The organism is Pseudarthrobacter sp. C1, from assembly GCF_034720455.1.
Taxonomy (GTDB): domain Bacteria; phylum Actinomycetota; class Actinomycetes; order Actinomycetales; family Micrococcaceae; genus Arthrobacter.
Map to the genome: position 1 here is coordinate 188,553 of NZ_JAYESK010000002.1, position 21,022 is coordinate 209,574.

Annotated in this window: 27 protein-coding genes, 1 other RNA gene and 1 riboswitch; of the genes, 15 read left to right on the top strand and 13 right to left on the bottom strand. The window is 65.6% G+C overall.

The genetic code is table 11. The features are described from left to right. The first annotated feature begins 60 nt into the window (after positions 1–60). The 4 genes from U7114_RS03540 to U7114_RS19370 all read left to right on the top strand — a co-directional run bounded on the left by U7114_RS03540 (position 61) and on the right by U7114_RS19370 (position 2,386). Positions 61–660, top strand: coding sequence for a GDSL-type esterase/lipase family protein (locus U7114_RS03540; protein ID WP_321213879.1), 600 nt, complete (start codon positions 61–63; stop codon positions 658–660). Between the two features lie 87 nt (positions 661–747). Beyond that, the gene (locus tag U7114_RS03545) at positions 748–1,575 is read left to right on the top strand and encodes a DUF4097 family beta strand repeat-containing protein (protein ID WP_321213880.1); all 828 of its coding nucleotides are present in this window, start codon (positions 748–750) and stop codon (positions 1,573–1,575) included. Then, positions 1,575–2,186: a PadR family transcriptional regulator gene (locus tag U7114_RS03550; RefSeq protein WP_323056563.1), complete on the top strand. Its 612-nt coding sequence runs from the start codon at positions 1,575–1,577 to the stop codon at positions 2,184–2,186. Before U7114_RS03545 ends, U7114_RS03550 begins: the two co-directional genes overlap by 1 nt. A gap of 125 nt (positions 2,187–2,311) precedes the next feature. Continuing rightward, positions 2,312–2,386, top strand: a complete 75-nt coding sequence (locus U7114_RS19370) for a 50S ribosomal protein bL37 (RefSeq protein WP_369299106.1) — start codon at positions 2,312–2,314, stop codon at positions 2,384–2,386. Positions 2,387–2,481: 95 nt separating this feature from the next. On the opposite strand, the gene rsrA is transcribed toward U7114_RS19370, so the two are convergent. After that, positions 2,482–2,742 (bottom strand): mycothiol system anti-sigma-R factor, encoded by a 261-nt coding sequence (rsrA, locus tag U7114_RS03555; protein WP_157241802.1) that lies wholly within the window; start codon positions 2,740–2,742, stop codon positions 2,482–2,484. Further along, complete coding sequence (locus tag U7114_RS03560) at positions 2,739–3,512, bottom strand: sigma-70 family RNA polymerase sigma factor (RefSeq protein ID WP_321213882.1); 774 nt, start codon at positions 3,510–3,512, stop codon at positions 2,739–2,741. The genes rsrA and U7114_RS03560 overlap by 4 nt, the downstream gene beginning before the upstream one ends. Before the next feature lie 337 nt (positions 3,513–3,849). On the opposite strand from U7114_RS03560, the gene U7114_RS03565 reads away from it, so the two are divergent. The 11 genes from U7114_RS03565 to U7114_RS03615 all read left to right on the top strand — a co-directional run bounded on the left by U7114_RS03565 (position 3,850) and on the right by U7114_RS03615 (position 12,633). Beyond that, positions 3,850–4,398, top strand: coding sequence for a DoxX family protein (locus U7114_RS03565; RefSeq protein ID WP_157241800.1), 549 nt, complete (start codon positions 3,850–3,852; stop codon positions 4,396–4,398). Between the two features lie 6 nt (positions 4,399–4,404). Further along, complete coding sequence (gene aroA / locus U7114_RS03570) at positions 4,405–5,793, top strand: 3-phosphoshikimate 1-carboxyvinyltransferase (protein WP_323056564.1); 1,389 nt, start codon at positions 4,405–4,407, stop codon at positions 5,791–5,793. Beyond that, complete coding sequence (locus tag U7114_RS03575) at positions 5,777–6,892, top strand: ribosome small subunit-dependent GTPase A (protein ID WP_321213884.1); 1,116 nt, start codon at positions 5,777–5,779, stop codon at positions 6,890–6,892. The genes aroA and U7114_RS03575 overlap by 17 nt, the downstream gene beginning before the upstream one ends. Before the next feature lie 48 nt (positions 6,893–6,940). Next, positions 6,941–7,753 carry a histidinol-phosphatase gene (hisN, locus tag U7114_RS03580; protein WP_157241797.1) on the top strand — a complete coding sequence of 271 codons (813 nt, stop codon included), beginning with the start codon at positions 6,941–6,943 and terminating at the stop codon, positions 7,751–7,753. Positions 7,754–7,912: 159 nt separating this feature from the next. Beyond that, positions 7,913–8,026: riboswitch (SAM riboswitch) on the top strand. A gap of 35 nt (positions 8,027–8,061) precedes the next feature. Continuing rightward, positions 8,062–9,504: an aminotransferase class V-fold PLP-dependent enzyme gene (locus tag U7114_RS03585; RefSeq protein WP_323056565.1), complete on the top strand. Its 1,443-nt coding sequence runs from the start codon at positions 8,062–8,064 to the stop codon at positions 9,502–9,504. A gap of 94 nt (positions 9,505–9,598) precedes the next feature. Beyond that, on the top strand, positions 9,599–10,357 hold the full coding sequence (locus tag U7114_RS03590) for a class I SAM-dependent methyltransferase (protein ID WP_323056566.1): 759 nt from the start codon (positions 9,599–9,601) through the stop codon (positions 10,355–10,357). Positions 10,358–10,421: 64 nt separating this feature from the next. Then, the gene (locus U7114_RS03595; protein ID WP_321213887.1) at positions 10,422–11,150 is read left to right on the top strand and encodes a metal-dependent transcriptional regulator; all 729 of its coding nucleotides are present in this window, start codon (positions 10,422–10,424) and stop codon (positions 11,148–11,150) included. Beyond that, entirely contained in the window at positions 11,147–11,572 is a 426-nt protein-coding gene (locus tag U7114_RS03600; RefSeq protein WP_323056567.1) for a CrcB family protein, read from the top strand. Before U7114_RS03595 ends, U7114_RS03600 begins: the two co-directional genes overlap by 4 nt. Then, positions 11,569–11,970: a CrcB family protein gene (locus tag U7114_RS03605; protein WP_323056568.1), complete on the top strand. Its 402-nt coding sequence runs from the start codon at positions 11,569–11,571 to the stop codon at positions 11,968–11,970. The genes U7114_RS03600 and U7114_RS03605 overlap by 4 nt, the downstream gene beginning before the upstream one ends. Before the next feature lie 67 nt (positions 11,971–12,037). After that, positions 12,038–12,406, top strand: a complete 369-nt coding sequence (locus U7114_RS03610; protein ID WP_321213890.1) for a hypothetical protein — start codon at positions 12,038–12,040, stop codon at positions 12,404–12,406. A gap of 92 nt (positions 12,407–12,498) precedes the next feature. Then, positions 12,499–12,633: a hypothetical protein gene (locus tag U7114_RS03615; RefSeq protein ID WP_255428760.1), complete on the top strand. Its 135-nt coding sequence runs from the start codon at positions 12,499–12,501 to the stop codon at positions 12,631–12,633. Between the two features lie 2 nt (positions 12,634–12,635). Here the strand turns inward: U7114_RS03615 and U7114_RS03620 are convergent, their stop codons facing one another. The 11 genes from U7114_RS03620 to U7114_RS03670 all read right to left on the bottom strand — a co-directional run bounded on the left by U7114_RS03620 (position 12,636) and on the right by U7114_RS03670 (position 20,993). Continuing rightward, positions 12,636–13,619, bottom strand: coding sequence for a S1C family serine protease (locus tag U7114_RS03620; protein ID WP_157241793.1), 984 nt, complete (start codon positions 13,617–13,619; stop codon positions 12,636–12,638). 207 nt (positions 13,620–13,826) lie between these two features. Then, positions 13,827–14,195: a transfer-messenger RNA gene (gene ssrA / locus U7114_RS03625) on the bottom strand. Positions 14,196–14,283: 88 nt separating this feature from the next. Then, complete coding sequence (smpB, locus tag U7114_RS03630; RefSeq protein WP_009356865.1) at positions 14,284–14,757, bottom strand: SsrA-binding protein SmpB; 474 nt, start codon at positions 14,755–14,757, stop codon at positions 14,284–14,286. An 86-nt stretch (positions 14,758–14,843) separates the two neighbouring features. After that, complete coding sequence (locus tag U7114_RS03635; protein ID WP_321213891.1) at positions 14,844–16,268, bottom strand: peptidoglycan DD-metalloendopeptidase family protein; 1,425 nt, start codon at positions 16,266–16,268, stop codon at positions 14,844–14,846. A 26-nt stretch (positions 16,269–16,294) separates the two neighbouring features. Beyond that, positions 16,295–17,209: a permease-like cell division protein FtsX gene (ftsX, locus tag U7114_RS03640; protein WP_157241791.1), complete on the bottom strand. Its 915-nt coding sequence runs from the start codon at positions 17,207–17,209 to the stop codon at positions 16,295–16,297. Next, the gene (gene ftsE, locus U7114_RS03645) at positions 17,206–17,985 is read right to left on the bottom strand and encodes a cell division ATP-binding protein FtsE (RefSeq protein ID WP_157241790.1); all 780 of its coding nucleotides are present in this window, start codon (positions 17,983–17,985) and stop codon (positions 17,206–17,208) included. The genes ftsX and ftsE overlap by 4 nt, the downstream gene beginning before the upstream one ends. A 186-nt stretch (positions 17,986–18,171) precedes the next feature. Beyond that, positions 18,172–19,287, bottom strand: coding sequence for a peptide chain release factor 2 (gene prfB, locus U7114_RS03650; RefSeq protein WP_157241789.1), 1,116 nt, complete (start codon positions 19,285–19,287; stop codon positions 18,172–18,174). Positions 19,288–19,373: 86 nt separating this feature from the next. Further along, a complete protein-coding gene (locus U7114_RS03655; protein WP_323056689.1) occupies positions 19,374–19,787 on the bottom strand; it encodes a pilus assembly protein TadG-related protein in 414 nt (137 codons plus the stop codon). 44 nt (positions 19,788–19,831) lie between these two features. Beyond that, positions 19,832–20,353 carry a hypothetical protein gene (locus tag U7114_RS03660; protein WP_157241788.1) on the bottom strand — a complete coding sequence of 174 codons (522 nt, stop codon included), beginning with the start codon at positions 20,351–20,353 and terminating at the stop codon, positions 19,832–19,834. Continuing rightward, on the bottom strand, positions 20,334–20,759 hold the full coding sequence (locus U7114_RS03665) for a TadE family protein (RefSeq protein WP_197432487.1): 426 nt from the start codon (positions 20,757–20,759) through the stop codon (positions 20,334–20,336). The genes U7114_RS03660 and U7114_RS03665 overlap by 20 nt, the downstream gene beginning before the upstream one ends. A 3-nt stretch (positions 20,760–20,762) precedes the next feature. Continuing rightward, positions 20,763–20,993: a hypothetical protein gene (locus U7114_RS03670; RefSeq protein WP_157241787.1), complete on the bottom strand. Its 231-nt coding sequence runs from the start codon at positions 20,991–20,993 to the stop codon at positions 20,763–20,765. Positions 20,994–21,022: the final 29 nt, after the last annotated feature.

Consider the following 21,022-nt stretch of genomic DNA (forward strand, 5'->3'; position numbering starts at 1 on the left):
CCGTGGCCGGCAGTTGAATCCACGGTTGCAGCGGCAAGGCACTGACGTAAAGAGGAACGTGTGGAAGACAGGAAGCTGCGCATTGCAGCTGTAGGAGATGAACTGCTGGCCGGACTGGGTGATCCCCGGGCGCTCGGCTGGCTGGGACGCGTCCTCGCCCGCACGCCCCGGGACAGCATGCTCCTGGAAAGCTACGCCCTCCCATGCCCGCAGGAAGGCACGGAAGGCCTGGCCGCGCGGTGGCTCGAGGAAGCCGGCCGCCGGTTCAGCGACCACGCCGAAAACAGGCTGGTCATCGGACTCTCCGGGCGTGACATCGAGTTTGGGCTCTCCACGGCGCGCAGCAGGCTCAACCTGGCCAACATCCTGGATTCGGCGTCGCAGAACCGGATTGAGGTCTTCGTCGTGGGGCCGCCCCCCACACTGGACCCGAACCGGAACAGGCGCCTGGATGAGCTGAACACGGCCTTCGCCGACGTCACAACACGGCGCAAGCACCTGTACGTTGACACCTTCTCCCCTCTCCTGAACCACGAACAGTGGCGCCAGGACCTGGCAGCCAACGGGGGAACTCCGGGGCAGGCAGGTTACGGACTGATGGCATGGCTGGTTCTTCACCGGGGCTGGTTCCAGTGGCTCGGCATGGACGTCCCGGAGTAGGCCCGATTCGCGATATATCTTGACGCTGTTTCCATGGGCGGGTAGCTTGGAAGGGTCAACACGATATATCGCCTTTTGGAGGACCCCGTGACTGATCAAGAATGGACTGTCACCAGCCCGCAGACCATCGACGTCGACGGCGTGGAGTCCCTGAAGCTGGGCATGGTCCAGGGCCGCTTCGACGTGGTCACGCACGAGGAACCCGTAGCCCGGATCGAGATCGCGGATGTCCAGGGAGACCCGGTGGCGGTATCCCTCAGCGATGGCCGGCTGGAGGTCCGCCACCAGTTGCACGGACCCCAGGGCTGGTTCAAGAACCTGATGGGGACCGTCAGCCACAACAGCGAGAATTCAGCCGTCATCAGTATTGCCGTTCCTGCCCACGTCCGCGTGGAGGCGGGAACAGTCAGCGGTGACGGGCTGGTGTCCGGCATCAAAGGGCAGACCCGCCTGAACACGGTTTCCGGCTCGGTCATGGCGGACGGTACCGAGGGTGAACTGCACATCAGCACCATCAGCGGAGAAGTCTCCGCCCGGAACCACACCGGTGTCCTCACCGCCAAGAGCGTCTCCGGCGAAGTGACCGCGTCCGGGCACCTGAGCAATATCCGCGCCAACACCGTCAGCGGGGACATGAGCTTTGACCTCCTGGGCTTCACGCACGATTTCGGGGCCAACTCGGTGTCCGGAGACCTCACCATCCGCCTGCCCCATGACGTCGGCGTGGACATCGTGGCCAAGTCTGCCAGCGGTGCGGTGGTGATCGGAGACCAGCGGTACACGGTGGTCGGCGGCAAGGTGGAAACCATTGCGGGCCCGGACGGACAGCTCATGCTGGTGCGGACGAACACGGTGTCCGGCAAAACCTCCATCTTCCACGGCCCGGCGGTTGAAAGTGCAGAAGCCGGCTCCTAATGGCCCCGGTATTCGCCCACGGCGCGCTTCGCCTCTACCTGCTGGCACTGCTTGAGTCAGGTCCCAAACACGGCTACGAGCTCATCAAGGAACTCAAGGAAAGGTTTGGTGGCACCTACTCCCCCAGCGCCGGAACCATTTACCCGCGGCTGGGAAAACTTGAGGAGGAGGGTCTGGTGGCCACGGAATCCGCCGGGCGCCGGACAAACTACCGCATCACCGCTTCCGGACTGGCTGAGCTGAACCGGCGCCGTGACGAACTGGCCGGGGTGGAGAGCCAAATCTCCGCCTCCGTCCGGCGCTTGGCCGACAACCTCCGCGACGACATCCGCAGCAACATGCGGGGCCTGCGCGCGGATCTTGCCGCCACGGCGGAGGCTGCGCGGGCCACCGCGCTGTCGACGGAATTCAAGGTCCCCGGCAGGTTGCCCCCGGAAAGCCAGCGCTCCCTGAAGGAAGCGGAAATGATGATCCAGCGGTTCCGGGACGATCTCAGGGCGGAACTGCGGCTGCACGCAGGCAGGCAGCCGCTCAGCCCCCTGGCACTGGAAACAGTCAGGACAGTCCTCGAACAGGCCGGCATCTCGATCCGCAACTCGCTCAGACCCTAGGCCTGTACGCCTTACAGCTGACAAAGCGCAGGTCACGCGGCCGTCCCTGGTTCGCGGGCAGCTACTTGATGTGCGAGACTTGAGGGCAGCTCTTTTGAGTACCAACAGTAAGAAGGAGGCCAGCTATGAGCAAGCGTGCACGCAAGCGTCGTGACCGTAAGCGTGGCGGCGCGAACCACGGGAAGCGCCCCAACACCTAGGCACATGCCAGGAACTACGGTTCAAGCGAAGGACCCCGGAAGCCACATGGCTTCCGGGGTCCTTTGCTGTTGTCAGCGGCGGCTGTGCGGCCGCCCTACGCGTCTACCGGCCGGATCGTGTGGATCCGGTCAAGAATGGCGTTCTTCAGGTTTTCCGGGGCAGCCTCGGTGCAGGAGCGCTTAACCATGTTGCGGATCACGCATTCGAGGTCGTACTGCTCCGTGCATTCCGGGCAATCATCAAGGTGGTTCTTGATTTCGGTGATGTCCTCGCGGGTCAAAGCACCGTCGAGGTACTCGTAGATCCGTTGCATCCGGGTGTCATCGCAATCGCCCAATCCCTGGCAGTCGCTCATTTCCTGCTCTCCTGTTGTGTGCTTCCTGCCGCGTCCGGTGATTCGGCGGCTGTCTTGAATCCGCGCTCTGCGGCGTACTCCCCCAGCATGTCCCGCAACATTCTCCGGCCGCGGTGGAGCCGGGACATCACCGTGCCGATGGGCGTGTTCATGATGTCTGAAATTTCCTTGTAGGCGAACCCTTCGACATCGGCGAAGTAGACCGCAAGGCGGAATTCCTCGGGAATGTCCTGGAGCGCCCTCTTCACGTCGGAATCCGGGAGGTGGTCCAGCGCTTCGGCCTCGGCGGACCGGAGACCGCTGGAGGTGTGGGACTCAGCCCTCGCCAACTGCCAGTCCTCGATGGTGTCCGAGTTGGACTGGAGCGGCTCCCGCTGCCGTTTGCGGTACAGATTGATGTACGTGTTGGTCAGGATGCGGTAGAGCCAGGCCTTGAGGTTGGTTCCGGGCTTGTACTGGTGGAACGCGGAGAAAGCCTTGGTGTAGGCCTCCTGGACGAGGTCCTCGGCATCTGACGGGTTCCGGGCCATGCGCATCGCCGCCGAATACAGCTGGTCGACATACTGCATCGCATCGCGCTCGAACCTCAGCCTGCGTTCTTCCACAGATTCAGTGGAAACATCCACCAGGTCCCCGCCCGCTTCCGCGGCAGGCCCGGCCACCGGGACAACTGCGGAATCGGCAGCCTCTGTTCCGGCGGCAAGGCTGCTCTTCGCTTCGTCATGGGAAGCTTCGTACATGGCCGAGACGGCCGGATCCAAGGTGCTCATTGCCCTCAAGTCTACTGTCAGGCTCCGCGCACGCGGCGGCCCGTACCCTGATGGTTCCGACTTAAACGTGTCCAGTGCCACCGGGCCTGCTGCTTCAATTCCGTCCAACACGCGCGCCAAGGGCCCAACTCCGCTCTGCTTGTCCGGCCGGGGACCGGCGTCTGGCGATCCGTGCCCGGCCATCTGTTCCATGGTTTCACCCATGACTTCCCTGCGGACCGGTGTTCCCGGATCCGACATCCATAACCTCCCGCGCTCGGCAAATATTCCCCAAAAGTGCAAGACTAGGACGGACTCCGCCGCATTCGACGCGGTTCGTCCACCCGGGAGGAAATCCATGTCCTTTGTCCGCACGCTCGCCCGCCCCATGCTGGCCTCCAGCTTTGTCCTTGCTGGAATGGATAAGCTCAAGAACGCTGACGACACCGCGCAGCAGCTCTCGCCGCTGCTCCGCAAGGCGGCCGCCTCGCTGCCCTTCAAAACGGACGAGAAGACCCTGGCCCGCGTCATCGGCGGAACCCAGGTTGGTGCCGGCGTGCTGTTCGGGCTGGGCAAGTTCTCCAGGCTTTCGGCCACTGTGCTCACCGTGGTTTCCCTGCTCAACACGTTCGTCGAATGGCGCAGCGCAGACATCAGCAGCAAGGAAGGCCGCGACACCCGGCGTAACCAGCTCCTCAAGAACCTGTCGTTGAGCGGGGGCGCACTGCTGGCGTCAGTGGATACTGCCGGCAAGCCGGGCCTGGCCTGGCGGGCAGAGCACCTGGCCGCGGATGCACGCAAGGGCGCGTCCCACCTCGCGGCGGATGCCAGGAAGACCACCAACAAGAAACTCCACAAAGCGGACAAAGCCGTGCGCCGCGCGGTGGAACAGGCCACGGGGGCATAACAACGTATGACCGCAGCAGCCGCCGTCCGGGATGATTCCGGCACGCCTGTCCCCCACTGGGCCGCACCCTTCGCGTCCCGGCCCGTCAATGCCACCGTCACGGTACCCGGTTCCAAGTCGCTGACTAACAGGTACCTGGTCCTTGCAGCCCTGGCTGACGGACCGTCCCGCCTGCGCGCACCGCTGCACTCCAGGGACTCCGCGCTGATGATCGAAGCACTTCGCCAGCTGGGGGCCACCATTACGGAGGTGCCCGGGGACGGAGCCTTCGGACCCGACCTGGAAGTTGTTCCGCTGGACCCGGACGCCGCCCCGTCCCTGGCCAGGATCGACTGCGGCCTCGCCGGCACGGTCATGCGGTTCGTCCCGCCCCTCGCGGCACTGCGCAGGGGCGCCGGCGAGTTCGACGGCGACCCCCACGCCCGCAAGCGGCCGATGGGAACCATCATCGAGGCACTCAAGTCGCTCGGAGTGGCCGTTTCCTCCACGGAGGGCGGCACGCCGTCGTCATTGCCGTTTGTGGTGGATGGCACGGGTGAGGTCCGCGGCGGCCACCTGGTAATCGACGCCAGCGCCTCCTCCCAGTTCGTTTCGGCGCTGCTCCTGGTGGGGGCACGGTTCACCGAGGGGCTGCACCTGGAACACGTGGGCAAGCCCGTGCCCAGCCTCGACCACATCAACATGACCGTGGCCGTCCTGCGTGGAGCCGGTGTTGCCGTGGACGACTCCGTTCCCAACCACTGGGTTGTCAGCCCGGGACCCATCCGGGCGTTTGACCAGCGGATCGAGCAGGACCTGTCCAACGCCGGGCCGTTCCTCGCCGCGGCTTTGGCCTCGCGGGGCACCGTGCGGATCCCCGGCTGGCCCGAGGAAACGCAGCAGGTGGGTGACCTCTGGCGCAGCATCCTCGCCCGGATGGGCGCGGACGTCACCCTGCACGACGGCGTCCTGACAGTCACGGGCGGACCGGCCATCAAGGGCGCGGACTTCGCCGACACCAGCGAGCTGGCCCCCACCGTAGCCGCCCTGTGTGCACTGGCGGACGGACCGTCGCGGCTGAGCGGTATTGCCCACCTGCGGGGACACGAAACGGACCGGCTTGCCGCGCTGGTGGCCGAAATCAACCGGCTCGGCGGTGACGCTGAGGAGACCAGCGACGGCCTGGTGATCCGTCCTGCCAGGCTGCACGCCGGTGTCGTCCACAGTTACGCGGACCACCGCATGGCTACCGCCGGAGCCATCCTCGGCCTGGCCGTGGAGGGCGTCGAGGTGGAGGACATCGCCACCACCGCCAAGACCATGCCGGACTTCCCCCGGTTGTGGGCGGACATGCTTGCGCAGGACGGCACCCCCGAGGCGGGGGCGGAAGGTTCCAGCGGTGGCGCGGAGCACTGACTCCTGGGACGAATCCGACGTCCGGATTCGGCCCAGCAAAAAGGGCTCCAGGCCTCGCACAAAGGACAGGCCCAGCCACGACGACGCCGTCACCGGCCGGATCATCACGGTTGACCGGGGCCGTTACAGGGCTGTGGTGGGTGAGGACTCGGGCAACGAGCGTGTGGTTATTGCCGCCAGGGCAAGGGAACTGCGAAGGAACCCGGTGGTGGCGGGGGATTTCGTTTCACTCGTGGGTGACGTCTCCGGCGAGCCGGACACTTTGGCGCGGCTGGTGAAAATCCAGGACCGCAAGACGCTCCTGCGGCGCAGCGCCGATGACACTGATCCCGTGGAACGCGCCGTGGTGGCCAACGCGGACCAACTGGTCATTGTGGTGGCCGCTGCCAACCCCGAGCCACGGACTGGCTTCATCGACCGCGCCCTGGTGGCCGCCTACGACGCCGGTATCGAGCCGATCCTGCTGGTCACCAAGGCGGACATCAAGGATCCTGCGGAGCTGCTGGCCAACTACACCCACCTGGACTTCCCCGTGATCATCAGCCGGACGGCGGATGCGCAGGCCTCGGGCGTGGATGCCCGCTCCGACGACGGGCTCTCCGCCCGCCTGGACAGGGCCGCCGTCGCGGAGCTCCGGACCCACCTCGGCGGGAAAGTGACCGTGATGCTGGGGCATTCCGGCGTGGGCAAGTCAACCATGGTGAATGCGCTGACCGGGGCCGAACGGGCCACCGGAGGGGTGAACGCGGTGACCGGCCGGGGCAGGCACACGTCGTCGTCCGCCCTCGCCCTGCGCCTCGCTGACGCGCCGTCCGGCAGCTGGATCATCGACACCCCCGGCATCCGCTCCTTCGGCCTGGCCCACGTGGACCCGGACCGGATCCTGCGCTCCTTCCCGGACCTCTCCCCCGGCACGGATGACTGCGAGCGCGGCTGCAAGCACACAGCCACCGCCGTGGACTGTGGGCTGGACGCGTGGGTAGCGGGAGGCCATGCCGGACCCACCGGTTCAGCAAGGCTGGCCTCCCTGCGGCGGCTCCTGGGGACGGACCCCCGAATGGAAGCCCAGGAGGCCAAGGAGCTGGGCAGCGTCAACTGACGGGGCCCGGTTCCCGGCAGAACGGCGCGCAGACGGTAGTTTGGAACCATGATCCAACCCGCTTCGAGCTACAACGATGACCTGCGCCTGGCCCACGTCCTGGCCGACTCAGTGGACGACCAGACAATGAGCCGCTTCAAGGCGCTGGACCTCCACATCGAGACCAAGCCGGACCTGACGCCCGTCACCGATGCCGACAAGGCGGCCGAGGAGGCCATCCGCGGCCAGCTCTCCCGTTCCCGTCCGCGCGATGCCGTACTCGGCGAGGAGTTTGGCAGCACCGGCCATGGTGCGCGGCGGTGGATCATCGATCCCATCGACGGCACCAAGAATTTCGTCCGCGGCGTTCCGGTGTGGGCCACGCTGATCGCCCTCGTGGACGAAGGCGAGCCGGTGGTGGGCGTGGTGAGCGCCCCTGCACTGGGCAAGCGCTGGTGGGCGGCCAAGGGCATGGGCGCCTATATGGGACGTTCCCTGGCAGCCGCAACCCGCCTCCGCGTGTCCAACGTGTCCAAACTGTCCGACGCTTCCCTGTCTTATTCGAGCCTTGGCGGCTGGAAGGAGCGCGGTAACCTCAACGAATTCCTGGGCCTCACGGAGGACGTGTGGCGTACCAGGGCATTCGGGGACTTCTGGTCGTACTGCATGGTGGCGGAAGGCTCGGTGGATATCGCCTGCGAGCCCGAGCTCAACCTCTACGACATGGCCGCCCTGGTGCCCATCGTGGTTGAAGCGGGCGGCCGGTTCACATCGCTGGAAGGTGAGGACGGCCCGTTCGGCGGCAACGCACTGGCCACGAATTCCATCCTTCACTCGGAGGTGCTGCGCCGGTTGAACCCGGACCTGGACGACCTCCTCTGACCCTCCTCTTCCGAACAATCAACGGCGGGCACCTCCGAAAGGAGGCGCCCGCCGTCGTTATCTTCGGCAAAAGCGGACCTTTTCAACTGCGCGTAACAAAGGCCTTAACATTCCGGCCGGCTTTTAGCCTGCGCGGGCTATGTCCTACGCTCTTAACCAGGTCACGAGTGCCAGCGCTAAACCCCGGTTTGCTGGCCGGCAACCCTCCATTCGCGGTGGGGTGCCCCGGGTGACGACCAGGCCGGTCCGGAACGGATGCGGCAAGCGCGGATTCCCCCAGCGGAGTCCTGTTCCAAAGTGAGGTCTCTGTGACAACAGCCACCGTCTCCCCCAACGCCGCAATCCAGCCTGACGCCGCAGCACAGCCCGGACAGGACGCCCTCTTCGACCAGCGCCACGCCGCAGCCGGCCGTCCCCTGGCGGCAGTCACGGGCGCCGAAATCCAGGCTCCCCTGATCCATGGCGGGCACGTCCGGTACGCGAACCTGGACTACGGCGCGTCCGCGCCGGCGCTCTCCGTGGTGTCCGCCTACCTCAATGAAATCCTGCCGTTCTACGCGAGCGTGCACCGCGGAGCCGGCTACGCCTCCCAGATCAGCACCTCGGTCTACGAGAATGCCAGGGCCATCGTCCGGGAGTTCGTGGGCGGCCGCCCGGACGATTCCGTGATCTTCACCCGGAACACCACCGACTCCCTCAACCTGCTGGCCGGCTGCCTGCCCGTCACGAACGGCCGGGCCGACGGCGACGTCCTGTACCTCGACATTGAGCACCACGCCAACCTGCTGCCATGGCAGGGCGTGCCCCACCGCAGCATCGTGGCGGACGACACCATCGCAGGGACCATTGAGGCCGTGCGTGCCGAACTGCAGCACGGCGGGGTAAGCCTGCTCGCCGTCACCGGCGCGTCCAACGTCACGGGCGAGATCCTTCCCGTCCGCGCCCTCGCCGCACTCGCCCACGAGCACGGCGCACGGATCGTGGTGGACGCGGCCCAGCTGGCGCCGCACCGCCGCATCGACATCACCGCTGACGACGTCGACTACATCGCCTTCTCGGGGCACAAGCTTTACGCGCCTTTTGGCGCCGGTGTGCTGGTGGGCCGGCCGGACTGGCTCGACGCCGGAACACCGCACCTTGCCGGCGGCGGCGCCGTCAAGGAGGCAAGGCTCGACGGCGTCAGCTGGGCAACGGGCCCGGCCCGCCATGAGGGCGGATCACCGAACGTGCTGGGAGCGGCCACCCTGGCCCGCGCAACGCAGGTCATCGCGGGGCTGGACCAGGACCGCTGGCACGCGCACGAATCAGCCATCCGCTCCTACCTGGTGGAGGGCCTGCAGGGAATCGACGGCGTGACCGTCCACCAGATCTTTCAGGACACCAACCCGGATACGGACACCATCGGCGTGGTCAACTTCTCGGTCGAAGGCTACGACGCCGGACTGGTGGCGGCGTACCTGTCGGCAGAGCATGGCGTGGGCCTGCGTGACGGCCGCTTCTGCGCCCACCCGCTGCTCAAGCGGCTGGGGCTGCCGTCGGGTTCCCTCCGTGCCAGTTTCGGCGTGGGATCCCGGCTTGACGATGCCGAGCGGCTCCTGGCAGGAATCCGTGACCTGCGGAGCAAGGGGCTCGGCTGGGACTACGTGGTGGACGCGGGCCGCTGGGTTCCCGCCAACGACAACCGCACCTACCCGCACTGGGCTCCCAACACTCCGGGAACGGCCGGCGCCGCCCCCTGCATCGACGACTGACCTGCGGCCCGCCTGCATGCTGCCGCTCCGCCACACCGGCGCGGGTGCGGTAAATTCGGAAGGTAGCAACGAGACCCGACGAAGGAGGCCACGCGTGGCACGGGGTGGCCCCAGGCTGGATCACGGCCGGCGGCGGGAGCTGGGCCAGAGCTTCCAGGATGGCGGCAAACACTACCAGCAGGTGCGGCCCGGGTATCCCGCTGAGACAGCACAGTGGCTGGTACCTCCGGGCGCCCGGGACGCGCTCGACGTTGGTGCCGGCACGGGCAAGTTCACTGAACTGCTGCTGGGGCTGGGGCTGTCCGTCACGGCGGTGGACCCCTCAGCCGACATGCTCGGACAGCTGGCGGAACATTATCCCGGCGCCGCGGCTGTCCTGGGCACCGCGGAGGCCACCGGCCTGCCTGACTCAGCGTTCGACGTCGTCACCGTGGCGCAGGCCTGGCACTGGTGCGATGCGCTGCGGGCAAGCACGGAACTGGCCCGCGTCCTCCGCCCGGGGGGAACGCTTGGCCTGGTGTGGAACCAGCTGGACACGTCCGTCCCCTGGGTCCACCGGCTCTCGAGGATCATGCATGCCGGAGACGTCTACAAACCCGGTTTCCGGCCGCTGGTGGGGCCTGAGTTCGAGGGCTTGGAGGACCACCTGACGCACTGGCAGGACTCCGTCACCACCACCGACCTGATGGAGCTGACAAAGTCGCGCAGCTACTACCTCCGTGCGGGTGAGGCCACCCGGGCGAAGGTACTGGCGAACCTCGACTGGTACCTGCATGAGCACCTGGGACATGCGCCGGACGAAGACCTGGAGTTGCCTTACCTCACCCTGGCCTGGCGGGCGGTGAGGGCATGAGTGCCCGCCACCGCCAGCCCCGCCGGTCCCCGCATGGCGGCGGCGAGCCGGTAGGCTTGATCCCGTGAAGACCAGCGCGCCCTCCTCCTCCATCGAGGACTACGTCAAGGTCATCTACTCATTCACCGAATGGCAGGACAAGCCCATCACGTCCTCCCAGCTGGCGCAGCGCCTTGGCGTGGCCAATTCCTCCGTATCGGAAATGGTCCGCAAGCTGAAGGACCAGGGCCTGGTGGACCACAAACCGTACAGCGCCATCAGGCTCACGGACGCCGGTCTCCGGCTTGCCCTTTCCATGGTGCGGCGCCACCGGCTGATCGAGACGTACCTCGTCCAGCAGCTGGGGTACAGCTGGGACGAGGTGCACGACGAAGCCGAACTGCTGGAGCATGCCGTCTCGGACACCTTCATAGAACGGATGGCAGCCAAGCTGGGCAACCCGCAGCGGGATCCGCACGGCGATCCGATCCCCACCGCCGATGGCAAAGTGTTCATGCCCCGCGCGCACCTCATGGGTGAACTTGATGAGGGCCATACCGGCCGGATTACCCGGATCAGCGACGACAACCCGGAACTGCTCCGCTACCTGGCGGCCGAGGAGATAGACCTCGACGCCGAAGTTGAGGTGGTGGGCCGCCGGCCCTTCGGCGGCGCCCTGGTGGTGCGGATCAGCAATTCGGGCCGCGAACGGAACTACGACCTCGCTGACGAGGTTACGTCGGCGCTGTGGGTGCACAGCGACCACCCCCACCCCGGCTGCCTCCTCGGGGACGCTGACTTGCCCAGGGTGTGAGCCGGCTGAAGACTTCCGGCGTAGGGCTGCGCGCCTGGCTTGCGGTGGCGGCCGGCGCCCTGATCGGTACCGAGCTGCGCTACGGCCTGGCTGTTGCGTTTCCTGAACTGCCCGGCGCCTTTCCCTGGACCACCCTGGGCATCAACGTGGCCGGCAGCTTTGTCCTGGCCGCCCTGACCACCATGTGGATGGCCCGGCCGCAGACTGCCTTCTGGCTGCGGGCCGGGCTGGGGCCTGGCCTGCTGGGCTCCTTCACAACATTCTCGGCCGTGGTCTTTTCCGTGGACCAACTGGCCCGGGCCGGGCAGCATGGTGTGTGGTCCGCCTACCTCGCACTGTCGCTGCTCCTTGGACTTGCGGCCGCCGGCGTGGGGTGGCGGGCCGGGAAATTGGTTGGCCGGCGCCCCGGGGTCCGCCGGTGATCGCGGCGGTCATGGTAGGAATATTCGGCGTGGCAGGCGCCCTTCTCCGCTTCGGCGTGGACAGCTGGTTTGCGCATCACAGCTCCATCCGCAGTACACGCGCCACAGGCAGCGCAGAGAGGCTGCACTGGCCCTGGGCCACGTTGCTGGTGAACGTGGCCGGCAGCTTCGTCATCGGAGCAGCGCACGGCTCCACTGCGGGGCTGGGGCTTGGCGCCGAGTGGCAGGCCGGCCTGGCCACGGGCCTGGCCGGAGGGCTGACCACCTTCAGTTCGTGGACCACCGCAACGGTGCGGCTGCTCAGCGAGGAACGATTCGGCGCTGCCGCAGTGAATCTTGCGGCCAACCTGGTCCTGGGTTTTGGCGCGGCAGCTGCCGGGATCGCCCTGGTTTCCTAGCGTTGGCTGCCTTGTCAGCTGTGGTGACGGCGCGCTGATTTGGCGGGCTCCCGTATCGTGGATGGTGATGATTAGCAGACGCGACGCGGCCATTGCCCTTGATGTACCCATGGAGATGGCACAGCGCCATGGCCTTCCGAAGTGGATGACCGAGGCCGAGCTGGGTGAAATCCTGGACAACCCGCCGCCTTGGCTGGTCCAGTCCCGCGCAAACCGCACCGGCAAACGCCCTGTGTGGGTCCATCTGGAATGCGCAGTCTGCGGTTACGAGGAAGCCGCGCGCCCCAAGAAATGGTGGCCGGACTTCACCTACGTGGTGTGCGGGCACCACGATTCCGGAGAGGTTCCCCGCACGCGTGAGGGGTACGTCCGCAGCGAGTTCGACGGCGTCGGGACACGTTTTGTGGGCATCGCCGACGTACCTGTTCCGGACTGATTTCGTGTCGATCCAGGCCATTACATTCGGGGCTGAATAGGCGTAACTTACGAAGTGGGACGCAGCCCGTCCCCTGCTGTAAGGAGCACGCCATGCCGGACAAAACACCCCACCAGAACCTGGCAAAGAAGCCGGTCAAGACCATCAAGGAAAAACGCGCCGAGAAGAAGGCGAAGAACCCTGAGGGCGCCCAGGACCCGGTGGCGCACTTGAAGAAGCGCCGGTAGCCTTACTGGCCGTTTGCCTGCATCTCGTCGGGTACGGCAACGAGGTCCTCATCCCTGCCGTGCCTCAGCACCCTGATCTGCAGCGGCTTGCCGATTGCATCGGCGAACAGCAGTTTCTGCAGGCTTTCAGCGTTGCTGACGGCACGGCTTCCGGCTGTAAGGATTATGTCGCCGGCCTGTAGTCCCGCGCGTTCTGCAGGCGATCCGGCCAGCACCTCCACCACCCTGAGCCCCTCCCGCTGGCCCGTCCTGATCACCGCACTGGCGTTTAGCCGAATGGGGGTGCTGACCACTCCGAGGTAGGCCCGCCTGACCCGGCCATCTTTCAGCAGGGCTGCGATGATCCGCCGTGTCGTGGTGTTGATGGGCACGGCGAGGCCAAGCCCGGCGCCGGCCACTGCGGTGTTGATGCCCACGATCCTGCCGTGCGCGTCTGCCAGGGCGCCGCCGGAACTGCCTGGGTTGAGGGCCGCGTCGGTCTGGATGACGTCCTCGATCACCCGCCGGTTGCCGCCCGCCCAGACCGGGATGGAACGGCCCAGGCCGCTGACCACTCCGGCCGTGACTGATCCTGCCAGCCCGAGCGGATTCCCGACCGCAATGACCAGCTGGCCCACACGCAGTGTCTCAGCGTCGCCGAACCGGGCAGGGGCCACCCTCGGTGCTTTGCCGCGGACCACGGCGAGATCCGACAATGGATCCACGCCAACCAGTTCGAGATCGGTCCGGCTGCCGTCGGCAAACGCGGCATGGCCCTTAGTGGTGCCGGCCACCACGTGCGAATTCGTCAGGAGATAGCCGTCCTCGGTAAACAGGACTGCAGAACCTGCTCCCGCGCGGAACCGGCCGGTCCGGCGTGTGCTGGTCATTTCTATGGCCGCAACGTGCGGCGTAACCGTCTCAGCCACCCGCATGACCGTCTCCGAATATGAGTCCAGCGGGCCGTCGTCGAACTCTTCCGGGCTGGGCTTGCGTGTCTGGTTCATGGGGCACCTCCTGGCTGCTCCGGCTGCCTCCGGCCCAGCCGGGGCCGCGACGCCGGATCTTATAGAGGACAACCCATGGACGGCGGCTGCTAGTCCCGGACCGGCTACGCCGTCGGTGAACAGCCGCTTCTTGAGGCCGTGCGCTTAAACACTGAAAGACCCGGACGAGGGGTCCGGGTCTTTCAGTGTGCCTTGCGGCTTTTCAAAATGTGGAGATGGGGGGAATTGAACCCCCGTCCGATGTCGTGTTGTCAGGGCTTCTCCGGGCGCAGTTTGCGTCGGATTTTCTCGGCCCCAGCCATGCTGCAAACAGCTGGCTGATCCGGGCCCAGTCATCTAAGAGTCCCGCTCACCCCGATGACGGGGGTAAGCAGCAGTGGCTATCTAAATGACGCCAGGTTCCGGGGCAATAGCAACCTCGGGCTGACGGACTGTCTTACTGCTTAGGCAGCAAGAGCGAAGTCAGTGCGCTTAGAATTGGCACTTATTGGTTTGCAGACAGCGTTTACGAGATAATTCTGCATCCTCGGCCCGCTTCACCTGTCGCGACTAACATCGTCGAAACCGATCATCCCCGTATTTTGTTATCAAACCGGTGGGCTTCCCCTCCGGACTACTTATAGTAACGCATGTTCCCGGGGATTCATTCCCGGCCGCCGGATCACTAGCGGCGGCGGTTGCGTTCCCGCATCTCACGCTGCGCCTCACGGTTGTCCTGCTGCTCGCGGAGGGTCTGGCGCTTGTCGTATTCACGCTTACCGCGGGCCACGCCGATCTCCACCTTGGCCTTGCCGTCAACGAAGTACAGCTGCAGCGGCACGATGGTGTAGCCCGATTCCCGCACCTTGTGGGAAATCTTGATGAGCTCCTCACGGTGCAGCAGCAGCTTGCGGCGGCGGCGGGCGGCGTGGTTGGTCCAGCTCCCCTGGTTGTACTCGGGGATGTGGATGGCTTCCATCCACAGCTCGTCGTTGTAGAAGGTGCAGAACCCGTCCACCATGGACGCGTGGCCCTCCCGCAGCGACTTTACTTCGGTGCCCATGAGCGCGATTCCAGCCTCGTAGGTGTCCAGCACGTGGTAGTCATGCCGGGCCTTACGGTTGGTGGCCACCACTTTACGGCCACTTTCTTTAGGCAAGGGAAAGCTCCTCAGTTCGAGAATCGGATGTCCTCCGGCCCGGCCGGCGCGGAGTCATACCAGTCTACGGCAGGCTGACGGCCGCCCTACAGCAGGCGCATCGGGTCTACGGCGGCGCCGTTCAGCCAGGTCTCGAAGTGGGCGTGGCAGCCCGTGGAGTTACCTGTGTTGCCCGAGTAGGCAATCAGCTGTCCCTGCGAGACCCGCTGCCCGTTCGACACCACGATGCTGGCGTTGTGGTAGTAGATGGTGTTCAGGGTATTGCCCTCGATCAGGCCGTGGGAGATCTTGACCCGCCAGCCGCCGCCGTCAGCAGAACTCCAGCCCGAGCTGAAGACCTCTCCCGCCGCTGCCGCATAGACGGGCGTGCCGCAGGCGGCGCCGAAGTCGATGCCGGTGTGCAGGTACCCGCCCTGGCCGTAGAAGTCGATGGTGCCCGGCGGGGTTGCCCGCCAGCCGAAACCGGAGGTGATGGGAACGCTGCCGTCGAACGGGTGCCGGAGGCCAAAGGCCGACGGCGATCCTACAGAGGGCACAAAAGGCTGCACCGGGGGCGGCGGCTGGTTCCTCGCTGCCGCGGCGGCCGCGGCAGCGGCAGCGGCTTCCGCCGCCAGCCTGCGCTGCTCGGCTTCCCAGGCTTCGCGGAGTTTCCTGTCGCGTTCCTGGATTTCCGCGGCCACAGCGTTCTGGCTGGCCTGCACGCCGGCGAGCTGGGACTGGATGCCGGGCTTGGCCGCCTGGAGTTCGGCGTCAAGGCGGGTGGTGTCGGCGATCAGGCGGTCTACTTCTTCCTTCTTCGCGGCCGCTTCATCACGGGCGGCCTTCTCCCGCTCAAGGGCTGCGTCGGCCTTTGCCTTGAGGTCCTTGATCTCGGCTTCCACGGCCTGCAGGCGGGCTTCGGAGTTCACGTTGGTCGCGTTCTGCTGCGACAGCTTGTCCATGGCGGCGTTTTGGCTCCGCATGGCCTGGTCCGCCAGGTCCATGGTTTCGGTGAGGCTGCCGCCGTTGTTGGCCCCGAAGAAAAGTGACAGGTTGGACGGAACGCCGCCGGATTTGTACGCCTGGGTGGCGATCTGGCCGATCAGTTTTTTGGTGTCGGCAATCTTTTGTTTGTCCGTCTCAAGCTGCTGGGTGATCTTGGCTTTGTTCTGCTGCGCCATGTCCACACGGGCGGAGAGCGCCTCCACCTCCTTGACGGCACCGGCCACGCGCCCCTGCGCCTCGAGCAGTGCCTGCTGCGCGCCGGGCAACTGGCCCTGGTAGATCACCAGGTCGCTGGCCGCCTTGGCAATGCGCGAATCAACGAATTCCAGGGACTGCTGGACGCGGGCAGCCTCCGCTTCCAGTGCCCTCTGCCTGTCCTCGAGCTCGTCAGCGAAGGCCGGCGCCGAAGATGAGGCCAGGCCCGCGGCTAGGACGACTGCCAGCACGCCGCTGAGAATGCTTTTGCGGTGCGCCGTGCGGCGGCTGTTGAGCCGGTGTCGCGGCGACGTTTGGTCCGTTAAGTTCATGGGCATTCCTAGTTCGGTTTGCATACCTAGACGCGAAGGTATCTGCGCAAGGTCAAGAGAGACGAAATTCCGGCCAAGGATCCGCCAAGGATTATCAATGCCGGCGCGAGGATCAGCGTCTGCCCGGCGGAGATGAAGGCTGTGTCCGGGTACTGCTGGGCCATGTAGTCGCCCAGGAAGAAGTGGGCCACGGCCCAGAGCGTGGCGGAGGCCAGCGCCGCGCCGATGACGGCGGCAATGACACCTTCCAGGATGAAGGGAAGCTGGATCACTGTCTTGGAGGCCCCCACCAGGCGCATGATGCCCGTTTCGCGGCGGCGGCTGAAAGCGGAGAGCCTGATGGTGGTGGCGATCAGCAGGATGGCGCACACAATCATCACGCCTGCGATGCTGACGGCCACCAGCGAGGCGCCGTTCATGACCGAGAACAGGCGCTCAAGGAGCTGGCGCTGATCGATCACCGTTTCCACTCCCGGCTGGGAAGAGAAGGTCTCGCTGATGATCTGGTACTTTTCCGGATCCTTCATGTTGATGCGGAAGGATGCCGGGAGCTGGTCCGGCGTGACCGAGTCAACGATGGGCGAATTCGAGAACTGGTCCTTGAAGTGCTTGTAGGCCTCTTCCTTGGACTCGAACTGGAAGTCGTTGATGTACTGCGCCACTGCGGGAGATTCCAGCAAGGCGTTGAGGCTCTCCTGCTGCTCGGGGGTGACTGGCCCGCTGGCGCAACCCGCCGCCGTCGACCCTTCACTGCACAGGAAGACGGCCACCTGGACTTTGTCGTACCAGTAGCCCTTCATCTGGTTGATCTGCATCTGCAGCATGCCGGCCGCGCCCACGAAGGTGAGCGAGACAAAGGTGACCAGGATGACCGAGACCACCATGGAGAGGTTGCGGCGGAGTCCGCTGCCGATCTCACCGAGGATAAACGCTAGCCTCATCGCTGTCCCTCGCCTTCGCCGGGCAGGCCCGCTTCGGGGTTTTCCCGGCCGCTGGCGTCCTTGAGCCTGCGCGACTGGCCGACAACGGGAATCATGGAGGTGTACAGCGCCTTGGCTTCGTCACGGATGACGATGCCGTTCTTGAGCTCAACCACGCGCTTGCGCATCTCGTTGACGATGTCGTCATCGTGGGTGGCCATCACCACGGTGGTTCCGTTTTGGTTGATCTTGTCCAGGACACCCATGATGCCCATCGAGGTGGTGGGGTCAAGATTTCCGGTGGGCTCGTCGGCGAGGAGGATCCCGGGCCTGTTGACCACTGCGCGGGCAATGGCCACGCGCTGCTGTTCACCGCCGGAGAGCTCGTGCGGCATGCGGTGCTCTTTGCCCTCGAGGCCAACGGTCTTCAGGACCTCGGGGACTGTGTCCCTGATGACGCTGCGGCTCTTGCCGATGACCTGCATGGCGAAAGCTACGTTGGCGAAGACGTTTTTCTGGGGCAGGAGCCGGAAGTCCTGGAAGACGACGCCGATTCCGCGGCGGAGCCTGGGCACGCGCCAGCTTGATATCTTGGCGACGTTCTGGCCGGCGACGTAGACGGCGCCGGATGTCGCCCGGTCTTCCTTGAGCACCAGCCGGAGGAAGGTGGACTTGCCGGAGCCGGATGCGCCCACCAGGAAGGCAAATTCGCCGCGGTCAATCTCAAGGTTGACGGAGTCCAGCGCAGGCCGGGCTTTCTGGTCGTAGACCTTGGTGACATTTTCGAATCGGATCATGGCCCTAAGTACCCTGCAGGGCATGGCTGATTCTGATGCAGCCCAGTTCTGCAGCCGGTGCGCGGGTTTTCGTTTGGGGGAAGTAGGGCCCCGGCCCCTCGACTATACGCAGGAGTCTTTGCGTATCACGCTGTTATCCGGGGGCGTGTCGGCGAATTCGCTCTTGGGCCTTGGCGGCCGCCTGGCCTATTTTTCAGCGTTGCGGTTGTCGGTGCGCCAGCGGATTCCGGCGTCGATGAAGTCGTCGATCTCCCCGTCGAACACGGCCGAGGTGTTGCCCACCTCGTGCTCGGTCCGCAGGTCCTTGACCATCTGGTACGGGTTCAGGACGTAGGACCGCATCTGGTCACCCCAGGATGCCTTGACGTCGCCGGCCAGTGCCTTCTTTTCGGCGTCTTCCTGCTCCTTCTTAAGGAGCAGGAGCCGGGACTGCAGCACGCGCATGGCGGCGGCGCGGTTCTGCAGCTGCGACTTTTCGTTCTGCATGGACACTACGGTGCCGGTGGGGATGTGCGTGAGGCGGACTGCGGAGTCCGTCGTGTTGACCGACTGTCCGCCCGGGCCGGATGAGCGGAACACGTCAACCCGGATCTCGTTGTCCGGTATTTCGATGGAGTCTGTCTGTTCGATCAGCGGGATTACTTCGACGGCGGCGAAGGACGTCTGGCGCCGGCCCTGGTTGTCGAAGGGGCTGATGCGGACCAGCCGGTGCGTGCCGGCCTCGACGCTGAGCGTGCCGAACGCGTAGGGTGCCTTGACTTCGAAGGTGGCCGACTTCAGCCCGGCTTCCTCCGCGTAGGAGGTGTCCATGATCGTGGTGGGGTAACCGTGGCGTTCCGCCCAGCGGAGGTACATGCGCATCAGCATCTCGGCGAAATCGGCAGCATCCACGCCGCCGGCACCTGCGCGGATGGAAACCACTGCCTCCCGTTCGTCATACTCACCGGAAAGCAGGGTGACCACTTCCAGTTCCTTCAGGGCCTTCTTGATGGACTCGAGTTCAGCCGCTGCCTCCCCCATGGAATCGGCGTCGTCCTCGTCCTGCCCCAGCTCCACCAGGACCTCGAGGTCATCGATCCGTGACGCAAGGTTGTTGAGGCGTTCCAGTTCCGACTGTCGGTGGGAAAGGCGTGAGGTGATTTTCTGCGCCGCTGCGGGGTCGTCCCACAGGTCCGGCTCGCCCGCCCGCTCGCTCAATTCGGCGATGTCTTCCTTCAGTGCGTCTACGTCGGAGACCCGCTCAATGGACTCGTAGGTAGCGCGAAGGGCGCGGATTTCAGCAGAAAAATCAATATTGGCCATGGTTGTTTAAGCCTACGCTATCCGGGGCAGCGCACCGGCGTGCGCTATTGGCGCCCGGAGCGCATACATTCTGCGCGTCCGGGAAGTCAGCGCGTCAGCCGCGAGCGGGCCGTCGACGTTGCTTCGATCCTGATGCCGTCGGGCACCAGGAAGTTCACCACCGGCGGATGGACTGCTGCGGTCAAGACAACGACGGCGGTGGCGCCGTCGGGACTGCCTGTTGCCCCCGTGACCGCCAGGCCGTCGAAACGCTGCGATGCGGGGCTCCTTGCCAGGAAGTCGGCTGCGACGCTCCGGACCCGGGCGGGGTCAAGGGTGGCCGACGGGCTGCCGCCTTGCCCTTCCACCTCGCCCAGGGTGTAGCTGTCAGCGGCAGCCAGGGAGGCGCCGTCGGCCAGCGACAGCAGCCGCTTGTGCTCCAGGTAGACGGACGAAATGCCAACCACCACCGTTGCCACCAGCAACGCCAAGGTTACGTAGCCGAGGATCATCACCATCATCTGGCCGTCCTCGCCTCGTGTCCTGCCGGTCACGGTCCTGCTGGTCACCGGAACCGGCCCACCAGTTGAGTCGAGGATGCCTGTACCTCGCTCGCCGCCAGCCGGAAACCATCGTTAAAGGGCACGAACGGCAGGGGCACGGCCAGGGTCACTGTAACGGTGACTGCGGTGCCTGCGGCCTGGCAGTCTGCCGGATTGCAGGATGTGGCAACGCTCGCTTCCTCAGGCTGGTGCCCAAAGTCGGCAAGGGCGACGGCGACAGCCTGTTCTGCTGCAGCCTGGGCGGTTGTTCCGTCAGGCTGGGCCACATAAACCTTCGCGGCTTGGTCGGCTGCTCCCACCACGGCAAAGGAGCCGCCCTGGATCTGCCCCACGGTGATGACGAAGTAGACCAGCGGCACCATCAGCAGAAGGGCCAGGAACGTGAATTCGACCACCGCGCTCCCCTGTTCGTGCTTGCGGGCAGGTTCCTGCGGCGCATCGCTTTCCCGCGGTATCCGGCAAAGGGCTTCGCCCAGGCCGGCCCTGAGCGGGGACCACAGGCATTTATGGCTGGACCGCCGCATGCCCCTTCACCTCCAGCATCTCCCGGGGACCGATGAGACCGATCACGGGCATTGGAGCCCGGACTGTCACTTCGAGGGTGCGAAGCCCCTGGACGGTCACTTCGCTCGTGCTGACGTGTTCGGCGAATCCGGAAGTCAGGGCTACGCCAATCAGCCCGCGGGTCCGTTCCTCTGCGTCCGCGGCTCCCCGGTCCGCCAGGGTTCCGTAGCGTGCCCCTGACGCCGCAGCATCGATCAAGGTATTCCGAACGTGCAGGATCAAGGTCAGCTGGATAATCGCCAGGAAGAACATGGTGAGGAGGCCTCCCACCAAGACAAAATCCACCACTGCCGAGCCCTGCTCCCGCGCCCCGGGCAACCCGCATTTGTTGCTGGCCTGGCCGGCGCGACGGGAGGATTGCGTCATCGGCTAGCTTCCGACCGTTTCCATCGCCTGGTTGAACATTGCTTCGAGCGCCGGTCCGGCAAGTGCCAGGAGCGCGGCCACCAGGACTGCTGACATCAAGGTGATCATGACCCACCCGGGGACGTCTCCCCTCTCATGGTCCTCAGCGTGGCGCCCTCCTGAGCAAAGTCCGGTGCCCAGCAGGGCACCCAACACCAGGAGCAGGGATGCCCAGCGGTTACCCATGGTTTTCATTTCTCGTCCTCTTCCTGATTTGATTCTTC

Excerpts from the sequence above, each read along its gene's own strand:
- ftsE (WP_157241790.1), bottom strand. The coding sequence starts at position 17,985 with ATGATCCGATTCGAAAATGTCACCAAGGTCTACGACCAGAAAGCCCGG.
- U7114_RS03655 (WP_323056689.1), bottom strand. The coding sequence starts at position 19,787 with ATGATGGTGATGATCCTCGGCTACGTAACCTTGGCGTTGCTGGTGGCA.
- prfB (WP_157241789.1), bottom strand. The coding sequence starts at position 19,287 with ATGGCCAATATTGATTTTTCTGCTGAAATCCGCGCCCTTCGCGCTACC.
- U7114_RS03660 (WP_157241788.1), bottom strand. The coding sequence starts at position 20,353 with ATGCGGCGGTCCAGCCATAAATGCCTGTGGTCCCCGCTCAGGGCCGGC.
- U7114_RS03550 (WP_323056563.1), top strand. The coding sequence starts at position 1,575 with ATGGCCCCGGTATTCGCCCACGGCGCGCTTCGCCTCTACCTGCTGGCA.
- U7114_RS03635 (WP_321213891.1), bottom strand. The coding sequence starts at position 16,268 with ATGAACTTAACGGACCAAACGTCGCCGCGACACCGGCTCAACAGCCGC.
- hisN (WP_157241797.1), top strand. The coding sequence starts at position 6,941 with ATGATCCAACCCGCTTCGAGCTACAACGATGACCTGCGCCTGGCCCAC.
- ftsX (WP_157241791.1), bottom strand. The coding sequence starts at position 17,209 with ATGAGGCTAGCGTTTATCCTCGGTGAGATCGGCAGCGGACTCCGCCGC.
- U7114_RS03565 (WP_157241800.1), top strand. The coding sequence starts at position 3,850 with ATGTCCTTTGTCCGCACGCTCGCCCGCCCCATGCTGGCCTCCAGCTTT.
- rsrA (WP_157241802.1), bottom strand. The coding sequence starts at position 2,742 with ATGAGCGACTGCCAGGGATTGGGCGATTGCGATGACACCCGGATGCAA.
- U7114_RS03665 (WP_197432487.1), bottom strand. The coding sequence starts at position 20,759 with ATGACGCAATCCTCCCGTCGCGCCGGCCAGGCCAGCAACAAATGCGGG.
- U7114_RS03620 (WP_157241793.1), bottom strand. The coding sequence starts at position 13,619 with ATGAACCAGACACGCAAGCCCAGCCCGGAAGAGTTCGACGACGGCCCG.
- U7114_RS03615 (WP_255428760.1), top strand. The coding sequence starts at position 12,499 with ATGCCGGACAAAACACCCCACCAGAACCTGGCAAAGAAGCCGGTCAAG.
- U7114_RS03670 (WP_157241787.1), bottom strand. The coding sequence starts at position 20,993 with ATGAAAACCATGGGTAACCGCTGGGCATCCCTGCTCCTGGTGTTGGGT.
- U7114_RS03560 (WP_321213882.1), bottom strand. The coding sequence starts at position 3,512 with ATGAGCACCTTGGATCCGGCCGTCTCGGCCATGTACGAAGCTTCCCAT.
- U7114_RS03610 (WP_321213890.1), top strand. The coding sequence starts at position 12,038 with ATGATTAGCAGACGCGACGCGGCCATTGCCCTTGATGTACCCATGGAG.
- aroA (WP_323056564.1), top strand. The coding sequence starts at position 4,405 with ATGACCGCAGCAGCCGCCGTCCGGGATGATTCCGGCACGCCTGTCCCC.